This is a genomic window from Acidovorax sp. LjRoot204, assembly GCF_056175785.1.
On sequence record NZ_JBGFFF010000023.1, the window covers coordinates 14,079 to 29,374 of the forward strand.

Sequence of the window (15,296 nt, forward strand, 5' to 3'; positions counted from 1 at the left end):
AGATGGAGGCTGACAGGATGGCTACAAGGGTGCGTCGGCGATGATAGACAAAACCCCCGCTCGCCCATGTCAGACACCTCCACATCTTCCACCCCCAGCCTCGCTCCCGCTACCGCCCCGGACAAGCCCCCGCGCACCCCCTGGCTGCAAACCCTGCGCGTGTACCTGGAGCCCGCCAGCCTGCGCATGCTGACGCTGGGGTTTTCGGCCGGGCTGCCGCTGCTGCTGGTGCTGGGCACGCTGAGCTTTCGCCTGCGCGAGGCGGGCATCGACCGCAGCACCATCGGCTACCTGAGCTGGGTGGGCCTGGCCTACGGCTTCAAGTGGGTGTGGGCGCCGCTGGTGGACCGCATGCCCATCCCGGTGCTCACGCGGCTGCTCGGGCGGCGGCGCAGCTGGCTGCTGCTGGCACAGCTGGTGGTGGTGGCGGGACTCATCGGCATGGCGCTGGCCGACCCGCGCCTCACACTGGGCCCCATCGTGTGGTGCGCGCTGGCCGTGGCGTTTGGCTCGGCCACGCAGGACATTGCGCTCGATGCCTTCCGCATCGAATCGGCCGACGCCAACCACCAGGCCGCACTGGCGGCGTCGTACCAGACGGGTTACCGCCTCGCGATGATCTGGGCCGGAGCCGGTGTGCTGTGGATTGCCGCGCGCTCCGAGGTCGCGCCCGCGGCCGGCCAGGCCGTGGCCCTGGGTGCCGCCGCGTACCAGAACGGCGCCTGGCAGGCCGCGTACCTGGCCATGGCCGCGTCGATGGTGGTGGGCGTGGTCACCGTGCTGTTCTCGCGTGAGCCTGCGCCGGTGGCGCTGCCCCCTGCCAAGAACGCCGCCGAGTGGATCCAGGGCGCGCTGGTGGCCCCGTTTGCCGACTTCCTGCGCCGCTATGGCTGGCATGCGGCGCTGATCCTGGCGCTGATTGCCGTCTACCGCATCAGCGAYGTGGTGATGGGCATCATGGCCAACCCSTTYTAYGTGGACATGGGCTTCACCAAGGACGARGTGGCCRCSGTSASCAAGATYTACGGYGTGRTCATGACGCTGGCSGGCGCCTTYGTGGGCGGCGTRYTGTCSATGCGSYTKGGCGTGATGCGCRTSCTGATGCTSGGCGCSRTSCTSAGCGCGGCSAGCAACCTGCTSTTYGCCTGGCTGGCSKSSCRCGGGCACGACSTGACGGCGCTGATYGCSGTGGTGTCGGCCGACAACCTGGCCAGCGGCATTGCCTCGGCCGCGTTCATTGCCTACCTGTCGAGCCTGACCAACGTGAGCTACTCGGCCACGCAGTACGCGTTGTTCAGCTCGATGATGCTGCTGCTGCCAAAATTCGTGGCGGGCTTCTCGGGCGACTATGTGGATGCGTTTGGCTACGCCCAGTTCTTCACCTCCACGGCACTGCTGGGGCTGCCGGTGCTGGTGCTGGTGTGGCTGGCATCGCGCATCCAGAAGGTCGGTGGCGCCTGATTCATATGTCCAGAAAGCTACCAAATCAATAGCAACTTCTGAAGCCTCTCGCCACCCGGTTTACCGGAACTTTACGGGGGCTTCAACACGGGGAGACGGCTGGGCCGGACCATGAAGACAGTTTCAAAGCCTCGCTACTACACTGCCCCCATGAGCTCCCAACTGCTGATGATCGAAGACGACGCCCGCCTCGCGCAGATGGTGGGCGAGTATCTGGGCCAGTCGGGCCTGCAGGTCACGCACCGTGCCGATGGCAAGAGTGGCCTGGCGCAGCTGCAGGGCCCTGATGCCGGGCCGCTGCCCGACCTGGTGATCCTGGACCTGATGCTGCCCGACATGGATGGACTGGAGGTGTGCCGCCGCATCCGCTCGCTGCAGGGCAACGCGGCGCAGGTGCCGGTCCTCATGCTCACCGCCAAGGGCGACCCCATGGACCGCATCATCGGGCTGGAGCTGGGTGCTGACGATTACCTGCCCAAGCCCTTTGAGCCCCGCGAGCTGCTGGCCCGCATCCGCGCCATCCTGCGCCGGCGCACGGATGGTGGCGGCGCGGCCGCTGCCACCCAGGTGCTGCGCTTTGGCACGCTGGAGATCGACCGCGACGCGCGCACCGTGACCGTGGCGGGGCAGCTGGCGGACCTCACCTCGTACCAGTTCGACCTGCTGGTGGCATTGGCCGAGCGCGCGGGCCGGGTGCTCACGCGCGACCAGATCATGGAGGCCGTGCGCGGCCGCGAGCTGGAGGCGTTTGACCGCTCCATCGACGTGCACATGGGCCGCATCCGCGCGGCCATCGAGGCCGACGCCAAGAACCCGCGCCGCATCCTCACGGTGCGCGGTGTCGGTTATGTGTTTGCCAAGCAGCAAGATTGACCGCTGACGCAGGCCCCGCTGCCTGCGCTGTCGCCCCACGCATGTCCTTGTCCAACCCTTTTTCCCGCCGCCTTTATCTGCGCATCTGGCTCGCCGTAGTCGGCGGCATGGCAGTGCTGACGCTCACCGTGGGCTGGGCCTGGCGCATTGCCGAGGAACAAAAGGCCCAGAACAACCAGCCGTTTGTGCCGCCTTCGCGCGAAATGGCGGTGCGCGACCCGGGGGGCAACCTGGTGCTGCGCGGCATGGCCACGCGCCAGCCGTCCGAGCCGGGCGAGGTGGTGGAATTCCACATCGAGGCGGAAAACGGCCAGATCTTCACCCTGCAGATGGCGCCCCGCCAGCCCCGCATGGGCCGCAACGGCGGCCGGTCCGGGGGGCCCGGCCAGGACGAGGCGGCTTTCTGGACCCGCCCGCCCTTCGGCTTCTTGTGGCTGCTGGGCATCGTGGGTCTGGCGGTGGCGGTGGGCGTGTACCCCATCATCCGCCGCCTCACGCAGCGGCTGGAGGCCTTGCAGCGCAGCGTGAAGAAATTTGGCGAAGGCGACCTGTCGGTGCGGGTGCCCGAGCAGGGCCAGGACGAGGTGGCCGACCTGGCGCGCCAGTTCAACGCAGCGGCAGAGCGTGTGGAAACCCTGGTCAAGTCGCACAAGTCGCTGCTGGCCAATGCCTCGCACGAGCTGCGCTCACCGCTCACCCGCATCCGCATGGGGCTGGAGCTGATGGGCGGGCAGCAGCCCTCGCCCGCCTTCCGCGAAGAAATCCTGCGCAACATCGCCGAGCTGGACCAGCTGGTGGACGAGATCCTSCTGGCCAGCCGGCTCGACGCGMGCGAGGCCGACSTGGGCACGGTGGAACTGGTGGACCTGATTGGGCTGGCCGCCGAAGAGTGCGCGCGGGTGGACGCCGACCTGGACGTGAGCGCGAGCCCCGATTCGCTGGAGGTGCGCGGCGTGGCCAAGCTGCTGCGCCGGGCGATCCGCAACCTGCTGGAAAACGCACGCCGCTACAGCACCGGCGAGATCACCGTGGTGGTGCACCGCCGCCAGGGCCGCGCCGAGGTGCATGTGTGCGACCACGGCCCGGGCGTACCGCCCGGCCAGCGCGAGCGCATCTTTGAGCCCTTCTACCGGCTGCCGGGCGCCAGCGAGCGCGCGGGCGGCGTGGGTCTGGGGCTGGCGCTGGTGCGGTCGATTGCCGGCCGCCACAACGGCACCGTGCACTGCCAGGACCGTGCTGACGGCGACAGCGGCGCGTGCTTTGTGCTGGCGCTGCCGCTGGCACCATCCACGCACTGATTGGCGCCTGCATTCGCGTGCGCTCAGCGCGCTGCCGGGCGGGGCGCCAGGGGCCAGCGCCAGGCCATGGCGGCATATAGCACCGCACCCACACCGAGCGCTGCGGCGGCCACAGCCAGCCCGTAGACAAAGCCCTGCCCCTGCGTGGCCGCGTGGTGCAGCATCCACGCCACCATGGGCGGGCCCACGATCTGACCAATGCCGTAGGCCGCCGTGAGCAGCCCCGGAAAACTGTCGCCCGCCGCAGGCCAYACGCGCCGCGCCTCCTGCAGGGCATAAAAGGTGATGGCAGTGAACGGCAAGCCCAGCAGCAGGCTGCCCAGCGCAAACCCCGCAGGCCCCGGCCACACCAGGCTGAGCGCGATGGCCCCGGCCTGCACCACGTAGGCTGCCATCAGCAGCCAGCGCCGGTCCCACGCGGCCGGGGTGCGGGTGGACAACGCCGCGCCCAGCGCCACGCCGGCACCAAACAGCGGCCAGAACAGGTCGGGCCAGGGCGACCCTGCAGGCAAGGCAGCGCGCGCAATCACGGGCAAAAAGGTGGCGGTGACGATGTAGCCCAGCCCTGCGAGCCCATAGGCCAGCGTGAGCCCCGTGCGCGCCCAGAACCCGTGGCCGGGGGTGGAGCCGTCCACCACCGGGCCGGAGGCTGCGGCCGCCCCGGGCATCGCCACACCCCGCAGCACGGGCCAGATGGCAGCGCACAGCCCCACACTCAGCAGCCCAAACACCGCCCAGCCCGCCGCAGCGGGCCACTGCAGCGCCACCATGGCACTGGCCGACAGGCCGGTGAGCACGATGCCCAGCCCCGGGCCACAAAAGATCAACCCACCCAGCGCGGGCTGGCCCAGCGCCACCAGCCGCAGCATGCACCACACCGAGACGTTCAAGAACACCAGCGCACTGGCAACCCCGGCCGCAAACCGCAGCGCGGGCCAGGTGCCCGGCAGCGGCAGCGCCATGCCCAAGGTGAGCAGCACCGTGGCCGCGAGCCCCCAGCGCGCCAGCCGCGCCGCATGCCACCGCTGCCGCGCACGGGGCGCCACCCAGGGCAGCGCCATGCAGGCCAGCGCCCCGATGAGATAGCCCAGATAGTTGGCCGTAGCCAGCCAGCTGCCGCCCGCCAGCGTGACCGCGCCATCGTGCAGCATCATGGGCAGCAGCGGGGTAAAGGCAAACCGGCCCACACCCATCGCCACCGCCAGCGCGGCCATGCCCGCCAGCGCTACGGACAGGGGGCGGTCTTGGGGGGCGGTGCGCGGTTCCATGCAGGCGGTTTCCAGTCTATGATTCTGTTTTGAGATTTATTTTTCATTAATCATCTCACAACAAGAATCATGATGGATTTTGCCGCCCTCGAAATTTTCCGGGCCGTGGCGCAGGAAGGCAGCGTCACCCGCGCGGCCGAGCGACTGGGCCGCGTGCAGTCCAACGTGACCACACGCGTGCAGCAGCTGGAGGAGCAACTCGGCGCCACCCTGTTCCTGCGCGAGGGCAAGCGCATGGTGCTGACGCCCGCCGGGGAGGCGCTGCGCGGCTATGCCGACCGCCTGCTGGCGCTGGCCGAAGAAGCGCGCCAGTCGGTGCACCCCAAAAAGCCCAGCGGCCGACTGCGCTTGGGCGCCATGGAAAGCACGGCCGCCGCACGCCTGCCCCAGCCGTTGGCCCGGCTGCATGCGCATTGGCCCGGGCTGGTGCTGGAGCTGTCAACCGCCCCCTCGCGCCAGCTGGTGGAGCAGGTGCTGGCCCACACCATCGACTGCGCGCTGGTGGCCTGGCCCCCGCCGGGCATCGAAGCCGATGCGCCGGTGGAGCGCACCGCCGTGTTTGCCGAGGCCCTGCTGCTGGCCCTGCCCGCCGACCACCCGCCCGTGCACACGCCCCAGGACCTGCAGCTGGACACCCTGGCCGCCTTCAGCCCAGGCTGCACCTACCGCCGCATGGGCGAGGCCTTCATGCAACAGAAGGACGGCAGCCCGCCGCGCGTGCTGGAGCTGGCCTCGTACCACGCCATCCTGGCCTGTGTGGCCACCGGTCGCTGCGCGGGCGTGGTGCCCCAGGCCGTGATCGACCTGATGCGCGAGCCGCCTGCGCTGCGCCTGGTGCCCCTGGCCACCTGCGACACGGTGCTGGTGCACCGGCGTGGCTACCAGTCGCCCGCGCTGGACGCGCTGCGGACCGCACTGACCTCCGGCGAAGCACACCGCCCCGCCACATCGACCTGACCCCCTCCCCCACAGATCGCACAAGGAGCCCCCATGCCCGCCGCCTTCACCACCCACCTGGGCCTTGCGCTGCCCATCATCCAGGGCCCGATGACCGGGTCGGACACACCCGCACTGGCCGCCGCCGTGTCCGAGGCCGGCGGCCTGGGCATGCTGGGCTGCGGCATGCGCTCGCCCGCTGCCATGGCCGAGGCCGCCGCCGAGGTGCGCCGCCGCACCGACCGGCCCTTTGGCATGAACCTGTTTGTGCAGGCCACCCCAACGCCGGACGACGCCACGGTGCAAGCCGCACTGCAGCGCCTGGCGCCGTTCTACGCGGAGTTCGGCCTGGTGCCCGAGCGGCCTGCACAGTGGTGTGAGGACTTCGCGGCACAGTTCGACGCCCTGGTGGCCGCACGCCCGGCCGTGGCCAGCTTCACCTTCGGCATCCTCACGGCGGCGCAGGTGGCCAGGCTACAGGCCGTAGGCAGCTACGTGATCGGCACCGCCACCACGCTGGCCGAGGCGCAGGCCTGGGCCAGCGTGGGCGCGGATGCTGTCTGCGCCTCCGGCATGGAAGCCGGGGGGCACCGGGGCACGTTCCTCACGCCCACACAGCCCGGCGCCACCGGAGCGGCGCCATCGCTGGCCGACTTTGCGGCCAGCATGGTGGGTACGCTGCCGCTGGTGGCGCAGTGCGTGCAGGCCCTGTCCATCCCGGTGATCGCTGCGGGCGGCATCATGGACGGGCGCGGCATTGCGGGTGCGCTGGCGCTGGGCGCCCAGGCGGTGCAGATGGGCACGGCCTTCCTGACCTGCCCCGAGTCGGCGATTGGCCCGGCGTACCGCGAGGCCCTGGCACGCGCCCAGGCCACCGACACGCGCACCACCCGCATCTTCTCGGGCCGGCCAGCACGCGGCATCGTCAACCGCATGATGCAAGCCCTGCAGGCCGACGAGGCCACCGTGCCGCCCTACCCCGTGCAGAACGCACTGACGGGCGCGCTGCGCCGCGCGGCCGCCCAGGCGGGCCAGGCCGACTGCCTGTCGCTGTGGGCGGGCCAGGGGGTGGCCCAGGTGCGGCCCATGCCAGCGGCGCAGCTGGTGGCGTTGTTGGCCCAGGAGTGGCAGCAGGCCACCGCGCCGCGTGGAAACTCCACTGTCGGCCACCAATAGCTATTATTTCTATAGCATCAGAGGCATGTTGAACTAGCGCTTGGGGCCAAAACCGCCCCAAAACCCGTGCCACCGTGGAGCTGGCTTTGCCAGGCCACGGGTGGCGTCCCCCGTTGGGGAGAAGGCGCCGAAGGCGACTCAGGGGGGCGTCTCAGCCTCTCCAGGGCAGTTCGCGCGCAGGGCCCTGGATCACGGGCGGCTGGGCATTGAGGGTTTCGCCCGCCAGCACCCGTTCGTACATGCGCAGGTAGTTGCGGGCCATGCGCTCGGCGCCAAAGTGCTCCACCACATGCTGGTGGCAAGCGCGCGGGTCAAAGCGGTTGCCCCGCACCGCCTCGGCCAGCACTGAGGCCTGGTCGGACAGCACACCGCAGTGCACGGGCACCAGCTCGGGCAAGGCGCCGTAGGGGGTGGAAAACACGGGGCAGCCGAAGTACAGGCTCTCGATCACGGCCAACCCGAACGGCTCGTGCCAGCGCACCGGAAAGATCAGCCCGCGTGAGGCGTTGAGCAGGCCCGTCTTCTGCGTGCCGCCCACCATGCCGTGAAAGTGGATCTTGCGCGACAGCGTCCAGCGAAAGCCGCGCTTGAAGTTGATGCGGTTGCCGCCCAGCACGTCCAGCTCCACCCCGGCCATCTTGGCCACCTTGATGGCACCGCGCACGTTCTTCACGCCCCAGGCCGCCTTGCCCAAGAAGTGGTAGTGCGAGCGCGGGCGGTCAAAGTCAACGGTGCCATAACCCGCCCAGTCCAGCCCGTTGTAGACGAATTCGCTGGAGCCGTAGCGCGCCGCGTGGTCGCGCGACAGGAACACCGTGTTGCGCGGAAGCGGCTTGGGCTTGCGGGCGTTGCCGTGTTCGGTCACCAGGTAGGGCTTGGACAGCTCGGAGCGTGGGTTGAACTGGAAATGCGTGATGTCCACGTCGGCCGGGATCGGTCCCTCCCAGGGCTCGTCAGGCCGGATGGGCAGCACCTGGCCGAAGTCGCAGGTCGAGCCCTCGGGCACCAGGTAGCTCACGCGGTGGCCCTGCTGCACCAGCGTCTTGCCCAGGTCCCAGATCACGCGCTCGGTGCCGCCGTAGCCATACACAGGGATGGGGGAGTTGTTGACCAGCAGGATGTGCATGGCAGAGGTCCTTCAGGAAAGAGCGGTGGCCTGCCCCGGCGCCTGCAGCCGCTGGCGCTCGCGGCCTTGCAGGATGGCCAGCACCAGCATGCCCATGAACAGGTAGAACATGGTGCCGCTGTTGTGCCCCAAAAACACCTGGGTGGTGCCAAAGCCCATGTAGGACACGGGCAGCAGCACCCCGATCATGCGCAGGCACAGGCCCTCGGTATCCAGCACGCCCGCACTCCCCGGGAACACGCGGCGCCGCGTGGGCCAGAACAGCACCAGGGGCACACCATAGAAAAACAGCAAGACCACCACGCCGGGGATGCCGCGCTTGGCAAAGATGTCCAGCACCTCGTTGTGGGCGTGGCTGAACTGCAAAACAATCGGATGCGCCTCGCCGGCAGCCACCCGCCGCTGCTTCTCTGCCTCGTAGCCGTAGCGGCCCCAGCCGGTCCAGGGGCGGTCCAGGCCCATGCGCCAGGCCAGGCCCCAGTGCGCCAGGCGCTGGCCCACCGAGCTGGCCGCGTCGCCCCGCGCCTCGTACTGCGTGATCTCCTGCCGCGCCTCATCCACGCGCAGGCGCACCTCGTTGGCCTTGAAGGCCATCAGCCCGGCCGCACCCGCCACGACCAACACGCCGCCCACAAGGGCCAGCTTGCGCTGGCCACAGCGGGCCTGCAGCCAGGCGCACAGCAGCAACGCCAGCGGCAGCACCACCCAGCCCCCGCGCGACTCGGACAGCAGCGATCCCTCCAGGCCCAGCAGAATGCCCACCGCCCAGCCCGCACGCTGCCAGGGCTTCCAGCGGTCCCACAGCACCAGCAGCGCGACCGAACACATCAGCCCCAGCAGCAGGCTGAGCCCGCCGTACTGGATGGCGTTGGTAAAACCATTGGCGCGCGGCAGGTGCAGCACCATGGCCTGGTACAAACCGATCAGCCCCGCGCCACAGGCGCCGACGGCGATACCGGCCCAGAGCCAGCGCACCCGCGGGGGATAGGCCAGCACATACAGCAGGCACGGCAGCGCCAGCAGGTACTTGGCAGGCCGGTCCAGGTTGGACCAGCTGCCCTGGGCCGGGTCAAAGTCGAGGGCCCAGACCGTGCCCATCGCCACGATGGAGGCCAAAAGCAGCCAGGCATCGCGCCCCGGCGGGCGCCGCAGCCACACCCCGGCGGTGGCCAGGCTGCACAACAGCAGCACCACCGCCCCCCAGGAATAGCCCGAGCGCACCCACAGCGCCATACCCGGCACCATGAAGGCCGCCGCGCCCGACAGGCGCACAAAAATTTCGTCAGCTTTGGTCAACGGCGCACGCTCTCGCTCAGTTGCTGGTGGTCGTACTCCAGGGCGGCGTACCGGAAGAACGCCTCCAGTGCCACAAACAGACAATACAGAAAACCCGCCCCGCCACACAAAAAACCCAGCCGAAACACATACAGGCGCAGGAACATGCTGGTGCCCGAGGCCAGGCCCCGCACCACGCCGCCCTTCTTGCCTGCCGCCGCCCGCTTGGCGGCACCGAGCATGGCGTACTGGGTGAGCTTTTCCAGGCTGCCGCGCACCGTGGTGCGCGAGTAGTGCAGCAGCCGCGCTTCGATCAGGCGGCGCGGCACGGCGCCACCGCCCGGTGGCGGCAACAGTTCGGCCTGCTCGTGCACCACGCCCGTGAACTCGCGGACCATGGCGCGCACGAACAGGCGCTCGATCTGCGATTGCGAGCGAAAGTACTTGAGTTCGTGCCCGTAGGCCACCATGCGCCAGCGGATGCTCCACACGGCCTGCGCGCCAGAGCGCACGATGGCCTGCAGCTCCTGGGCGAACGCAGGCGTCATCACCTCGTCGGCGTCCAGAAAGAAGATGTAGTCGCCCCGCGCATGGGCCAGCAGCCGGTTGCGCTGCACGGCGAAGCCCTGCCAGTCGGGGTAGTTGTGGACTTCGGCGCCCAGGCGCTGGGCGATGGCCACGGTGTCATCGGTGCTACCGCTGTCCACCACCAGCAACTGGTCGGCAAACGCAGCGCTTTGCAGGCAGGCTTCGATGCGGTGCGCCTCGTTGAGGGTCAGCACCGCCACGGTCAACGTGGGCGGCGGCGTAGCGCCGCCGACTGCAACCGGCATCAATCAGTGACCAGCGTGTACGTGCTCACCGGCCTTCAGGCGGTACACCGTGCCACAGTAAGGGCACTTGGCTTCACCCGTGCGTGCTACGTCCAGGTACACCTTGGGGTGGCTGTTCCAGAGCTTCATGTCGGCCTTGGGGCTGGGACAGAAMACGCCGCCTTGGGCGTTCAGGTCTTTGGCCAGGAGTTCAACGGTTGCTTGCGACATGTTCTTCAGACCTTGCTCAGCCAGTGGGCGTATTTCGGATTGCGGCCACCGACGATGTCGAAGAAGGCGCTCTGGATTTTTTCAGTGATCGGGCCGCGCGATCCGCTGCCCAGCTCGATCCGGTCGAGTTCGCGGATGGGTGTGACTTCAGCGGCTGTGCCGGTGAAGAAGGCCTCATCGGCGATGTACACCTCGTCGCGCGTGATGCGCTTTTGCACGATCTCCAGGCCCAGGTCCTTGGCGATGTGGAACACGGTGTTGCGGGTGATGCCGTTCAGGGCGCCGGCCGACAGGTCGGGCGTGTAGATCACGCCGTTCTTGATCACAAAGATGTTTTCGCCCGCGCCTTCAGACACAAAACCCGAGCTGTCCAGCAGCAGGGCTTCGTCGTAGCCGTCGTCCGTSGCTTCCATGTTGGCGAGGATGGAGTTGGTGTAGTTGCTCACCGCCTTGGCCTGCGTCATSGTGATGTTGACGTGGTGGCGGGTGWAGCTGSWGGTCTTSACGCGGATGCCGCGCTTSAKGCCYTCYTCGCCCAGRTAGGCGCCCCAGGMCCAGGCMGCGACCATCAGATGGATCTGGTTGCCCTTGGGCGAAACACCCAGCTTTTGCGAGCCGATCCAGGTCAATGGACGCAGATAGCAGGATTCGAGCTTGTTTTCGCGCACCACGGCTTTCTGGGCCTCATTCACCTCTTCCTTGGTGAASGGGATCTTCATGCGCAGGATCTTGGCGCTGTTGAASAGGCGSTCGGTGTGCTCKKCCAGGCGGAAGATCGCCGTGCCATTGGCGGTGTTGTAGGCGCGCACGCCYTCGAAGGCGCCGCAGCCGTARTGCAGSGTGTGGSTCAGCACGTGGATCTTGGCGTCGCGCCARTCSACSAKYTSGCCGTCCATCCAGATCTTGCCGTCACGGTCGKCCAKCGAGGGAACTACGGGGCTCATGGGTGTCCTTTGGTTGCTGTGGGTCGCAAAACCAGGATTTTACGGGGCGGCGGGCGGCGCGCCTTCTCCATCAGCAGCAGGGTTGTCCTGGGGGCGGACCAGGGTCCACACCACCAGCTTGCCCTGCTGGAACTCGCAGGTGACGTGCGAGCGGGTACCGTCGGTCCAGCGGTAGACCTCGGGCTGCACGTTTTCGGCAGAAACGCGCTCTCCCAGCGCCTGGGTCATGGCCACCACGTGCATGAGGTTCACGCCCTTCGTCAGCCGGGCGTTGAGCATCACGGCGCTGCCCACATACCCGATGGGGCGCTTGGCGGCCTTTTGCATCACGCTCATCAGCCGCGTGAAGTGCAGCAGGCCCCACATGACCAGCCCACCGGCCACGGCAGCCACCCCGGCCCAGCCGTAGGCATAAAAACCAAACCCGATCAGGGCCACCGCCCCCAGGGGCACCAGAATATTGCGCAAGTTCATAGGTCGAGATTGTCTTATGGCGCCATGGACATGGCGCTGTGGGCATTGCTTACAGACCGCGCACCACGTTCATGGCCTCTTCCACCCGCTCGACGGCGTGGATGGTCAGCCCTTCGATGGGTTTTTTGGGCGCATTGGCCTTGGGCACCACGGCCACGCTGAAGCCCAGCTTGGCGGCCTCCTTCAGGCGCTCCTGCCCCCGGGGCGCGGGTCGCACCTCACCGGCCAGCCCCACTTCGCCAAACGCCAGAAAGCCGCGCGGCAGCGCCTTGCCCCGCAGGCTGGAGGTGATGGACAGCATCACCGCCAGGTCGGCAGCTGGTTCGCTGATGCGCACGCCGCCCACCGCRTTCACRAACACRTCCTGGTCCATGCAGGCCACCCCCGCATGGCGGTGCAGCACGGCCAGCAGCATGGCCAGGCGGTCCTTGTCCAGGCCCACGGACAGGCGCCGGGGGCTGGGGCCGCCACTGTCCACCAGGGCCTGAATCTCCACCAGCAGCGGGCGTGTGCCTTCCAGCGTCACCATCACGCAGCTGCCCGGTACGGGCTCGGAATGCTGGCTCAAAAAGATGGCGCTCGGGTTACTCACGCCCTTGAGGCCCTTCTCGGTCATGGCGAACACGCCAATTTCGTTGACCGCGCCGAAGCGGTTCTTGATGGCCCGCACCAGGCGGAACTGGCTGTGCGTGTCGCCTTCGAAGTACAGCACCGTGTCCACCATGTGCTCCAGCACGCGCGGCCCCGCCAGCGCACCTTCCTTGGTCACATGGCCCACCAGAATGACAGCAATGCCCGTGCCCTTGGCCATGCGCGTGAGGTGCGCCGCGCATTCCCGCACCTGGGCGACGGAGCCCGGCGCGCTGGTGAGCTGGTCGGAATAGGTGGTCTGGATGGAGTCGATGACCACCACGGCGGGCTGCGTGGCCTCCACGGTCGCCAGAATCTTTTCGAGCTGGATCTCGGCCAGCAGCTGTACCTGGCTGYCGTCGATGCCCAGGCGCCGCGAACGCAGCGCCACCTGCGCTCCGCTCTCCTCACCCGTCACATACAGCGTGGGCAGGCCCGCGCGCTGCAGCGCGTCCATGGCCTGCAACAGCAGGGTCGATTTGCCAATGCCCGGATCGCCCCCGATGAGCACCACGCCGCCTTCCACAATGCCGCCGCCCAGCACACGGTCCAGCTCGTCGATGCCGCTGGGGGTGCGGGCCACGTCCTGGGCCTCGATGGCCGCCAGCGGCAGGACGGGTTGCGCGTTGGCCAAACCCGCGTAGCCCTGCGGCGTGCTCAGGCGGTTCTTGCCCGGCCCGGCCTCGGCCACCTGCTCGATCAGCGTGTTCCAGGCGCCGCAGGACGGGCATTTGCCCAGCCAGCGCGGGCTGGTGCCGCCGCACTCGGTGCAGGTGAACGTGGTTTTTTCTTTGGCCATGGCAGGTGTCGGTGAGGCGCCCCGATGCAGGGGCAGCCGACTATAGCGGCCATGCCCACATCGATCCGCCGCAGCCCGTACGATGGCGGGCTTGGCACCGCACGGAGTTGACATTGCAGACACCCACCAACCGCTTCAAACAGGCCATGGCCCAAGGCCAGGCGCAAATCGGCCTCTGGCTCGGGCTGGCCAACGCCTACAGCGCCGAAATCCTCGCAGGCACCGGCTACGACTGGCTGCTGGTCGACGGCGAACATGCGCCCAACGACCTGCGCTCCATCCTGCACCAGCTGCAGGCCATCGCCAGCGCCACCAGCGCCCTGCCGCCAGGCGTGCAGGCGCCCCACCCCATCGCCCGGGTGCCGGTGGGTGACACGGCACTGATCAAACAGTACTTGGACATCGGCGCACAGACCTTATTAGTTCCCATGGTCGATACGCCCGAGCAGGCCCAGCAACTGGTGCGCGCCACGCGCTATGCGCCCGAGGGCGTGCGTGGCATGGGCAGCGCACTGGCCCGTTCGTCGCGCTGGCAGGCGTACCCGCAGTATGTGCACGAGGCCAACCAGCAGATCTGCCTGCTGGTGCAGGCCGAGACGGTGGAGGCCATGGCCCACCTCGATGCCATTGCCGCAACGCCCGGCGTGGACGGCGTGTTCATCGGCCCGGCCGACCTGTCGGCCTCCATGGGCCACCCGGGCACCCCGGGGCACCCCGATGTGCAGGCCGCCATCCACGACGGCATCACCCGCATCCTGCGCGCAGGCAAGGCGCCGGGCATTCTGGCCACCACCGAGTCGCAGGCGCGCCAATGGCTGGCGGCGGGCGCGCTGTTTGTGGCCGTGGGCGTGGACACCATGCTGCTGGTGAGTGCTGCGCAGGAGCTGCTGGCACGCTACCGCAGCGCGACCGACGCCGCCCCCACCCGGCCCGCAGGCTACTGAACTTTTCTTCTTTCAGACTCAAGGACAGACATCCATGAAAGCATGTATTTACGGCGCCGGCGCCATCGGCGGCTGGCTGGGCGTGACCCTGGCGCAAGCGGGCCACACCGTCAGCATGGTGGCGCGGGGCGACACACTGCGCGCCCTGCAGGCAGAGGGGCTGCGCATGCGGCGCGCTGACGGCTCGCTGGCGCAGGTGCCCGTCACAGCCCACAGCGACCCGGCCGCACTTGGCGTGCAAGACCTGGTGGTGGTCGCCGTCAAGGCCCCGGGCCTGCCCGACGTGGCGCGTGCCATGGCGCCCTTGATCGGGCCCGACACCATCGTGCTCACCGCCATGAACGGCGTGCCGTGGTGGTTYCTCGACGGCTTTGGCGGTGCGGCGCAGGGGCATGCCCTTGAATCCGTGGACGCGGGGGGCGTCATTGCCCAGGCCATCCCGGCGCGCAACGTGGTGGGCAGTGTGGTGCACACCAGCTGCTCGCTGGAGGCTCCGGGTTTCGTCCGCCAGCACTTTGGCAACCGCCTCATCGTGGGCGAGCCGGACGGCAGCCGCAGCCCGCGCCTGCAAGCACTGGCCGACACGCTGCAGCGCGGTGGCATCGATGTGGAAGTGAGCGACTGCATCCAGAAGGACATCTGGTTCAAGCTCTGGGGCAACCTCACCATGAACCCCATCAGCGCCCTCACCGGCGCCACCACCGACCGCATCCTGGACGACGAGCTGGTGCGCGGCTTTGTCAGCGCGGTGATGCTGGAAGCAAAGGCCATCGGCGACCAGTTGGGCCTGCCCATCGACCAGCAGCCCGAGGACCGCCACGCCGTCACGCGCAAGCTGGGTGCATTCAAGACCTCGATGCTGCAGGATGTGGAGGCGGGCAAGCCCATGGAGATCGACGCCCTGGTGGGCGCGGTGCGCGAGCTGGGGCAGATCACCCACACGCCCACGCCGCACACAGACGCCCTGCTGGGCCTCACGCGGCTGATGGCGCGCACGCGGGGCCTGTACTGATTCATTTCAAGCAAAATCGACTGCAGGCGCTGGTGGA

The 15,296-nt window shown here is 68.6% G+C and carries 15 protein-coding genes; 7 read left to right on the plus strand and 8 right to left on the minus strand.

The features are described from left to right. The first annotated feature begins 66 nt into the window (after positions 1-66). The 3 genes from AC04MI_RS06905 (at position 67) to AC04MI_RS06915 (ending at position 3,632) form a co-directional block, all read left to right on the plus strand. The gene (locus AC04MI_RS06905) at positions 67-1,461 is read left to right on the plus strand and encodes an AmpG family muropeptide MFS transporter (protein ID WP_476497416.1); all 1,395 of its coding nucleotides are present in this window, start codon (positions 67-69) and stop codon (positions 1,459-1,461) included. 150 nt (positions 1,462-1,611) lie between these two features. Beyond that, positions 1,612-2,334, plus strand: a complete 723-nt coding sequence (locus tag AC04MI_RS06910; protein ID WP_056057318.1) for a response regulator — start codon at positions 1,612-1,614, stop codon at positions 2,332-2,334. A 41-nt stretch (positions 2,335-2,375) separates the two neighbouring features. Beyond that, on the plus strand, positions 2,376-3,632 hold the full coding sequence (locus tag AC04MI_RS06915) for a HAMP domain-containing sensor histidine kinase (RefSeq protein WP_476497417.1): 1,257 nt from the start codon (positions 2,376-2,378) through the stop codon (positions 3,630-3,632). A 23-nt stretch (positions 3,633-3,655) separates the two neighbouring features. On the opposite strand, the gene AC04MI_RS06920 is transcribed toward AC04MI_RS06915, so the two are convergent. Further along, entirely contained in the window at positions 3,656-4,900 is a 1,245-nt protein-coding gene (locus AC04MI_RS06920; protein WP_436076508.1) for a YbfB/YjiJ family MFS transporter, read from the minus strand. Positions 4,901-4,972: 72 nt separating this feature from the next. Here AC04MI_RS06920 and AC04MI_RS06925 point away from each other — a divergent pair, with 72 nt between their 5' ends. Then, positions 4,973-5,857: a LysR substrate-binding domain-containing protein gene (locus AC04MI_RS06925; RefSeq protein ID WP_476497438.1), complete on the plus strand. Its 885-nt coding sequence runs from the start codon at positions 4,973-4,975 to the stop codon at positions 5,855-5,857. A 33-nt stretch (positions 5,858-5,890) separates the two neighbouring features. Beyond that, the gene (locus AC04MI_RS06930; protein ID WP_436076510.1) at positions 5,891-7,012 is read left to right on the plus strand and encodes an NAD(P)H-dependent flavin oxidoreductase; all 1,122 of its coding nucleotides are present in this window, start codon (positions 5,891-5,893) and stop codon (positions 7,010-7,012) included. A gap of 151 nt (positions 7,013-7,163) precedes the next feature. Here AC04MI_RS06930 and AC04MI_RS06935 read toward each other — a convergent pair whose 3' ends face one another. From AC04MI_RS06935 to radA, 7 genes are read right to left on the minus strand one after another with little or no spacing between them, the layout of a single operon-like run. Next, positions 7,164-8,138: a glycosyltransferase gene (locus tag AC04MI_RS06935; RefSeq protein WP_476497418.1), complete on the minus strand. Its 975-nt coding sequence runs from the start codon at positions 8,136-8,138 to the stop codon at positions 7,164-7,166. Positions 8,139-8,150: 12 nt separating this feature from the next. Further along, a complete protein-coding gene (locus tag AC04MI_RS06940; RefSeq protein ID WP_436076512.1) occupies positions 8,151-9,434 on the minus strand; it encodes an O-antigen ligase family protein in 1,284 nt (427 codons plus the stop codon). Next, complete coding sequence (locus tag AC04MI_RS06945; RefSeq protein ID WP_260665916.1) at positions 9,431-10,246, minus strand: glycosyltransferase family 2 protein; 816 nt, start codon at positions 10,244-10,246, stop codon at positions 9,431-9,433. Before AC04MI_RS06945 ends, AC04MI_RS06940 begins: the two co-directional genes overlap by 4 nt. Before the next feature lie 3 nt (positions 10,247-10,249). Continuing rightward, positions 10,250-10,456, minus strand: a complete 207-nt coding sequence (locus tag AC04MI_RS06950) for a zinc-finger domain-containing protein (protein WP_056057299.1) — start codon at positions 10,454-10,456, stop codon at positions 10,250-10,252. Positions 10,457-10,461: 5 nt separating this feature from the next. Next, entirely contained in the window at positions 10,462-11,400 is a 939-nt protein-coding gene (locus AC04MI_RS06955) for a branched-chain amino acid transaminase (RefSeq protein WP_476497420.1), read from the minus strand. A gap of 39 nt (positions 11,401-11,439) precedes the next feature. Further along, positions 11,440-11,874 carry a glycerate kinase gene (locus AC04MI_RS06960; RefSeq protein WP_108498036.1) on the minus strand — a complete coding sequence of 145 codons (435 nt, stop codon included), beginning with the start codon at positions 11,872-11,874 and terminating at the stop codon, positions 11,440-11,442. A 49-nt stretch (positions 11,875-11,923) separates the two neighbouring features. Beyond that, positions 11,924-13,303, minus strand: coding sequence for a DNA repair protein RadA (gene radA / locus AC04MI_RS06965; RefSeq protein WP_476497422.1), 1,380 nt, complete (start codon positions 13,301-13,303; stop codon positions 11,924-11,926). 113 nt (positions 13,304-13,416) lie between these two features. On the opposite strand from radA, the gene AC04MI_RS06970 reads away from it, so the two are divergent. Further along, a complete protein-coding gene (locus tag AC04MI_RS06970; protein ID WP_476497424.1) occupies positions 13,417-14,247 on the plus strand; it encodes an aldolase/citrate lyase family protein in 831 nt (276 codons plus the stop codon). A gap of 34 nt (positions 14,248-14,281) precedes the next feature. Then, the gene (locus tag AC04MI_RS06975) at positions 14,282-15,259 is read left to right on the plus strand and encodes a 2-dehydropantoate 2-reductase (protein WP_476497425.1); all 978 of its coding nucleotides are present in this window, start codon (positions 14,282-14,284) and stop codon (positions 15,257-15,259) included. Positions 15,260-15,296: the final 37 nt, after the last annotated feature.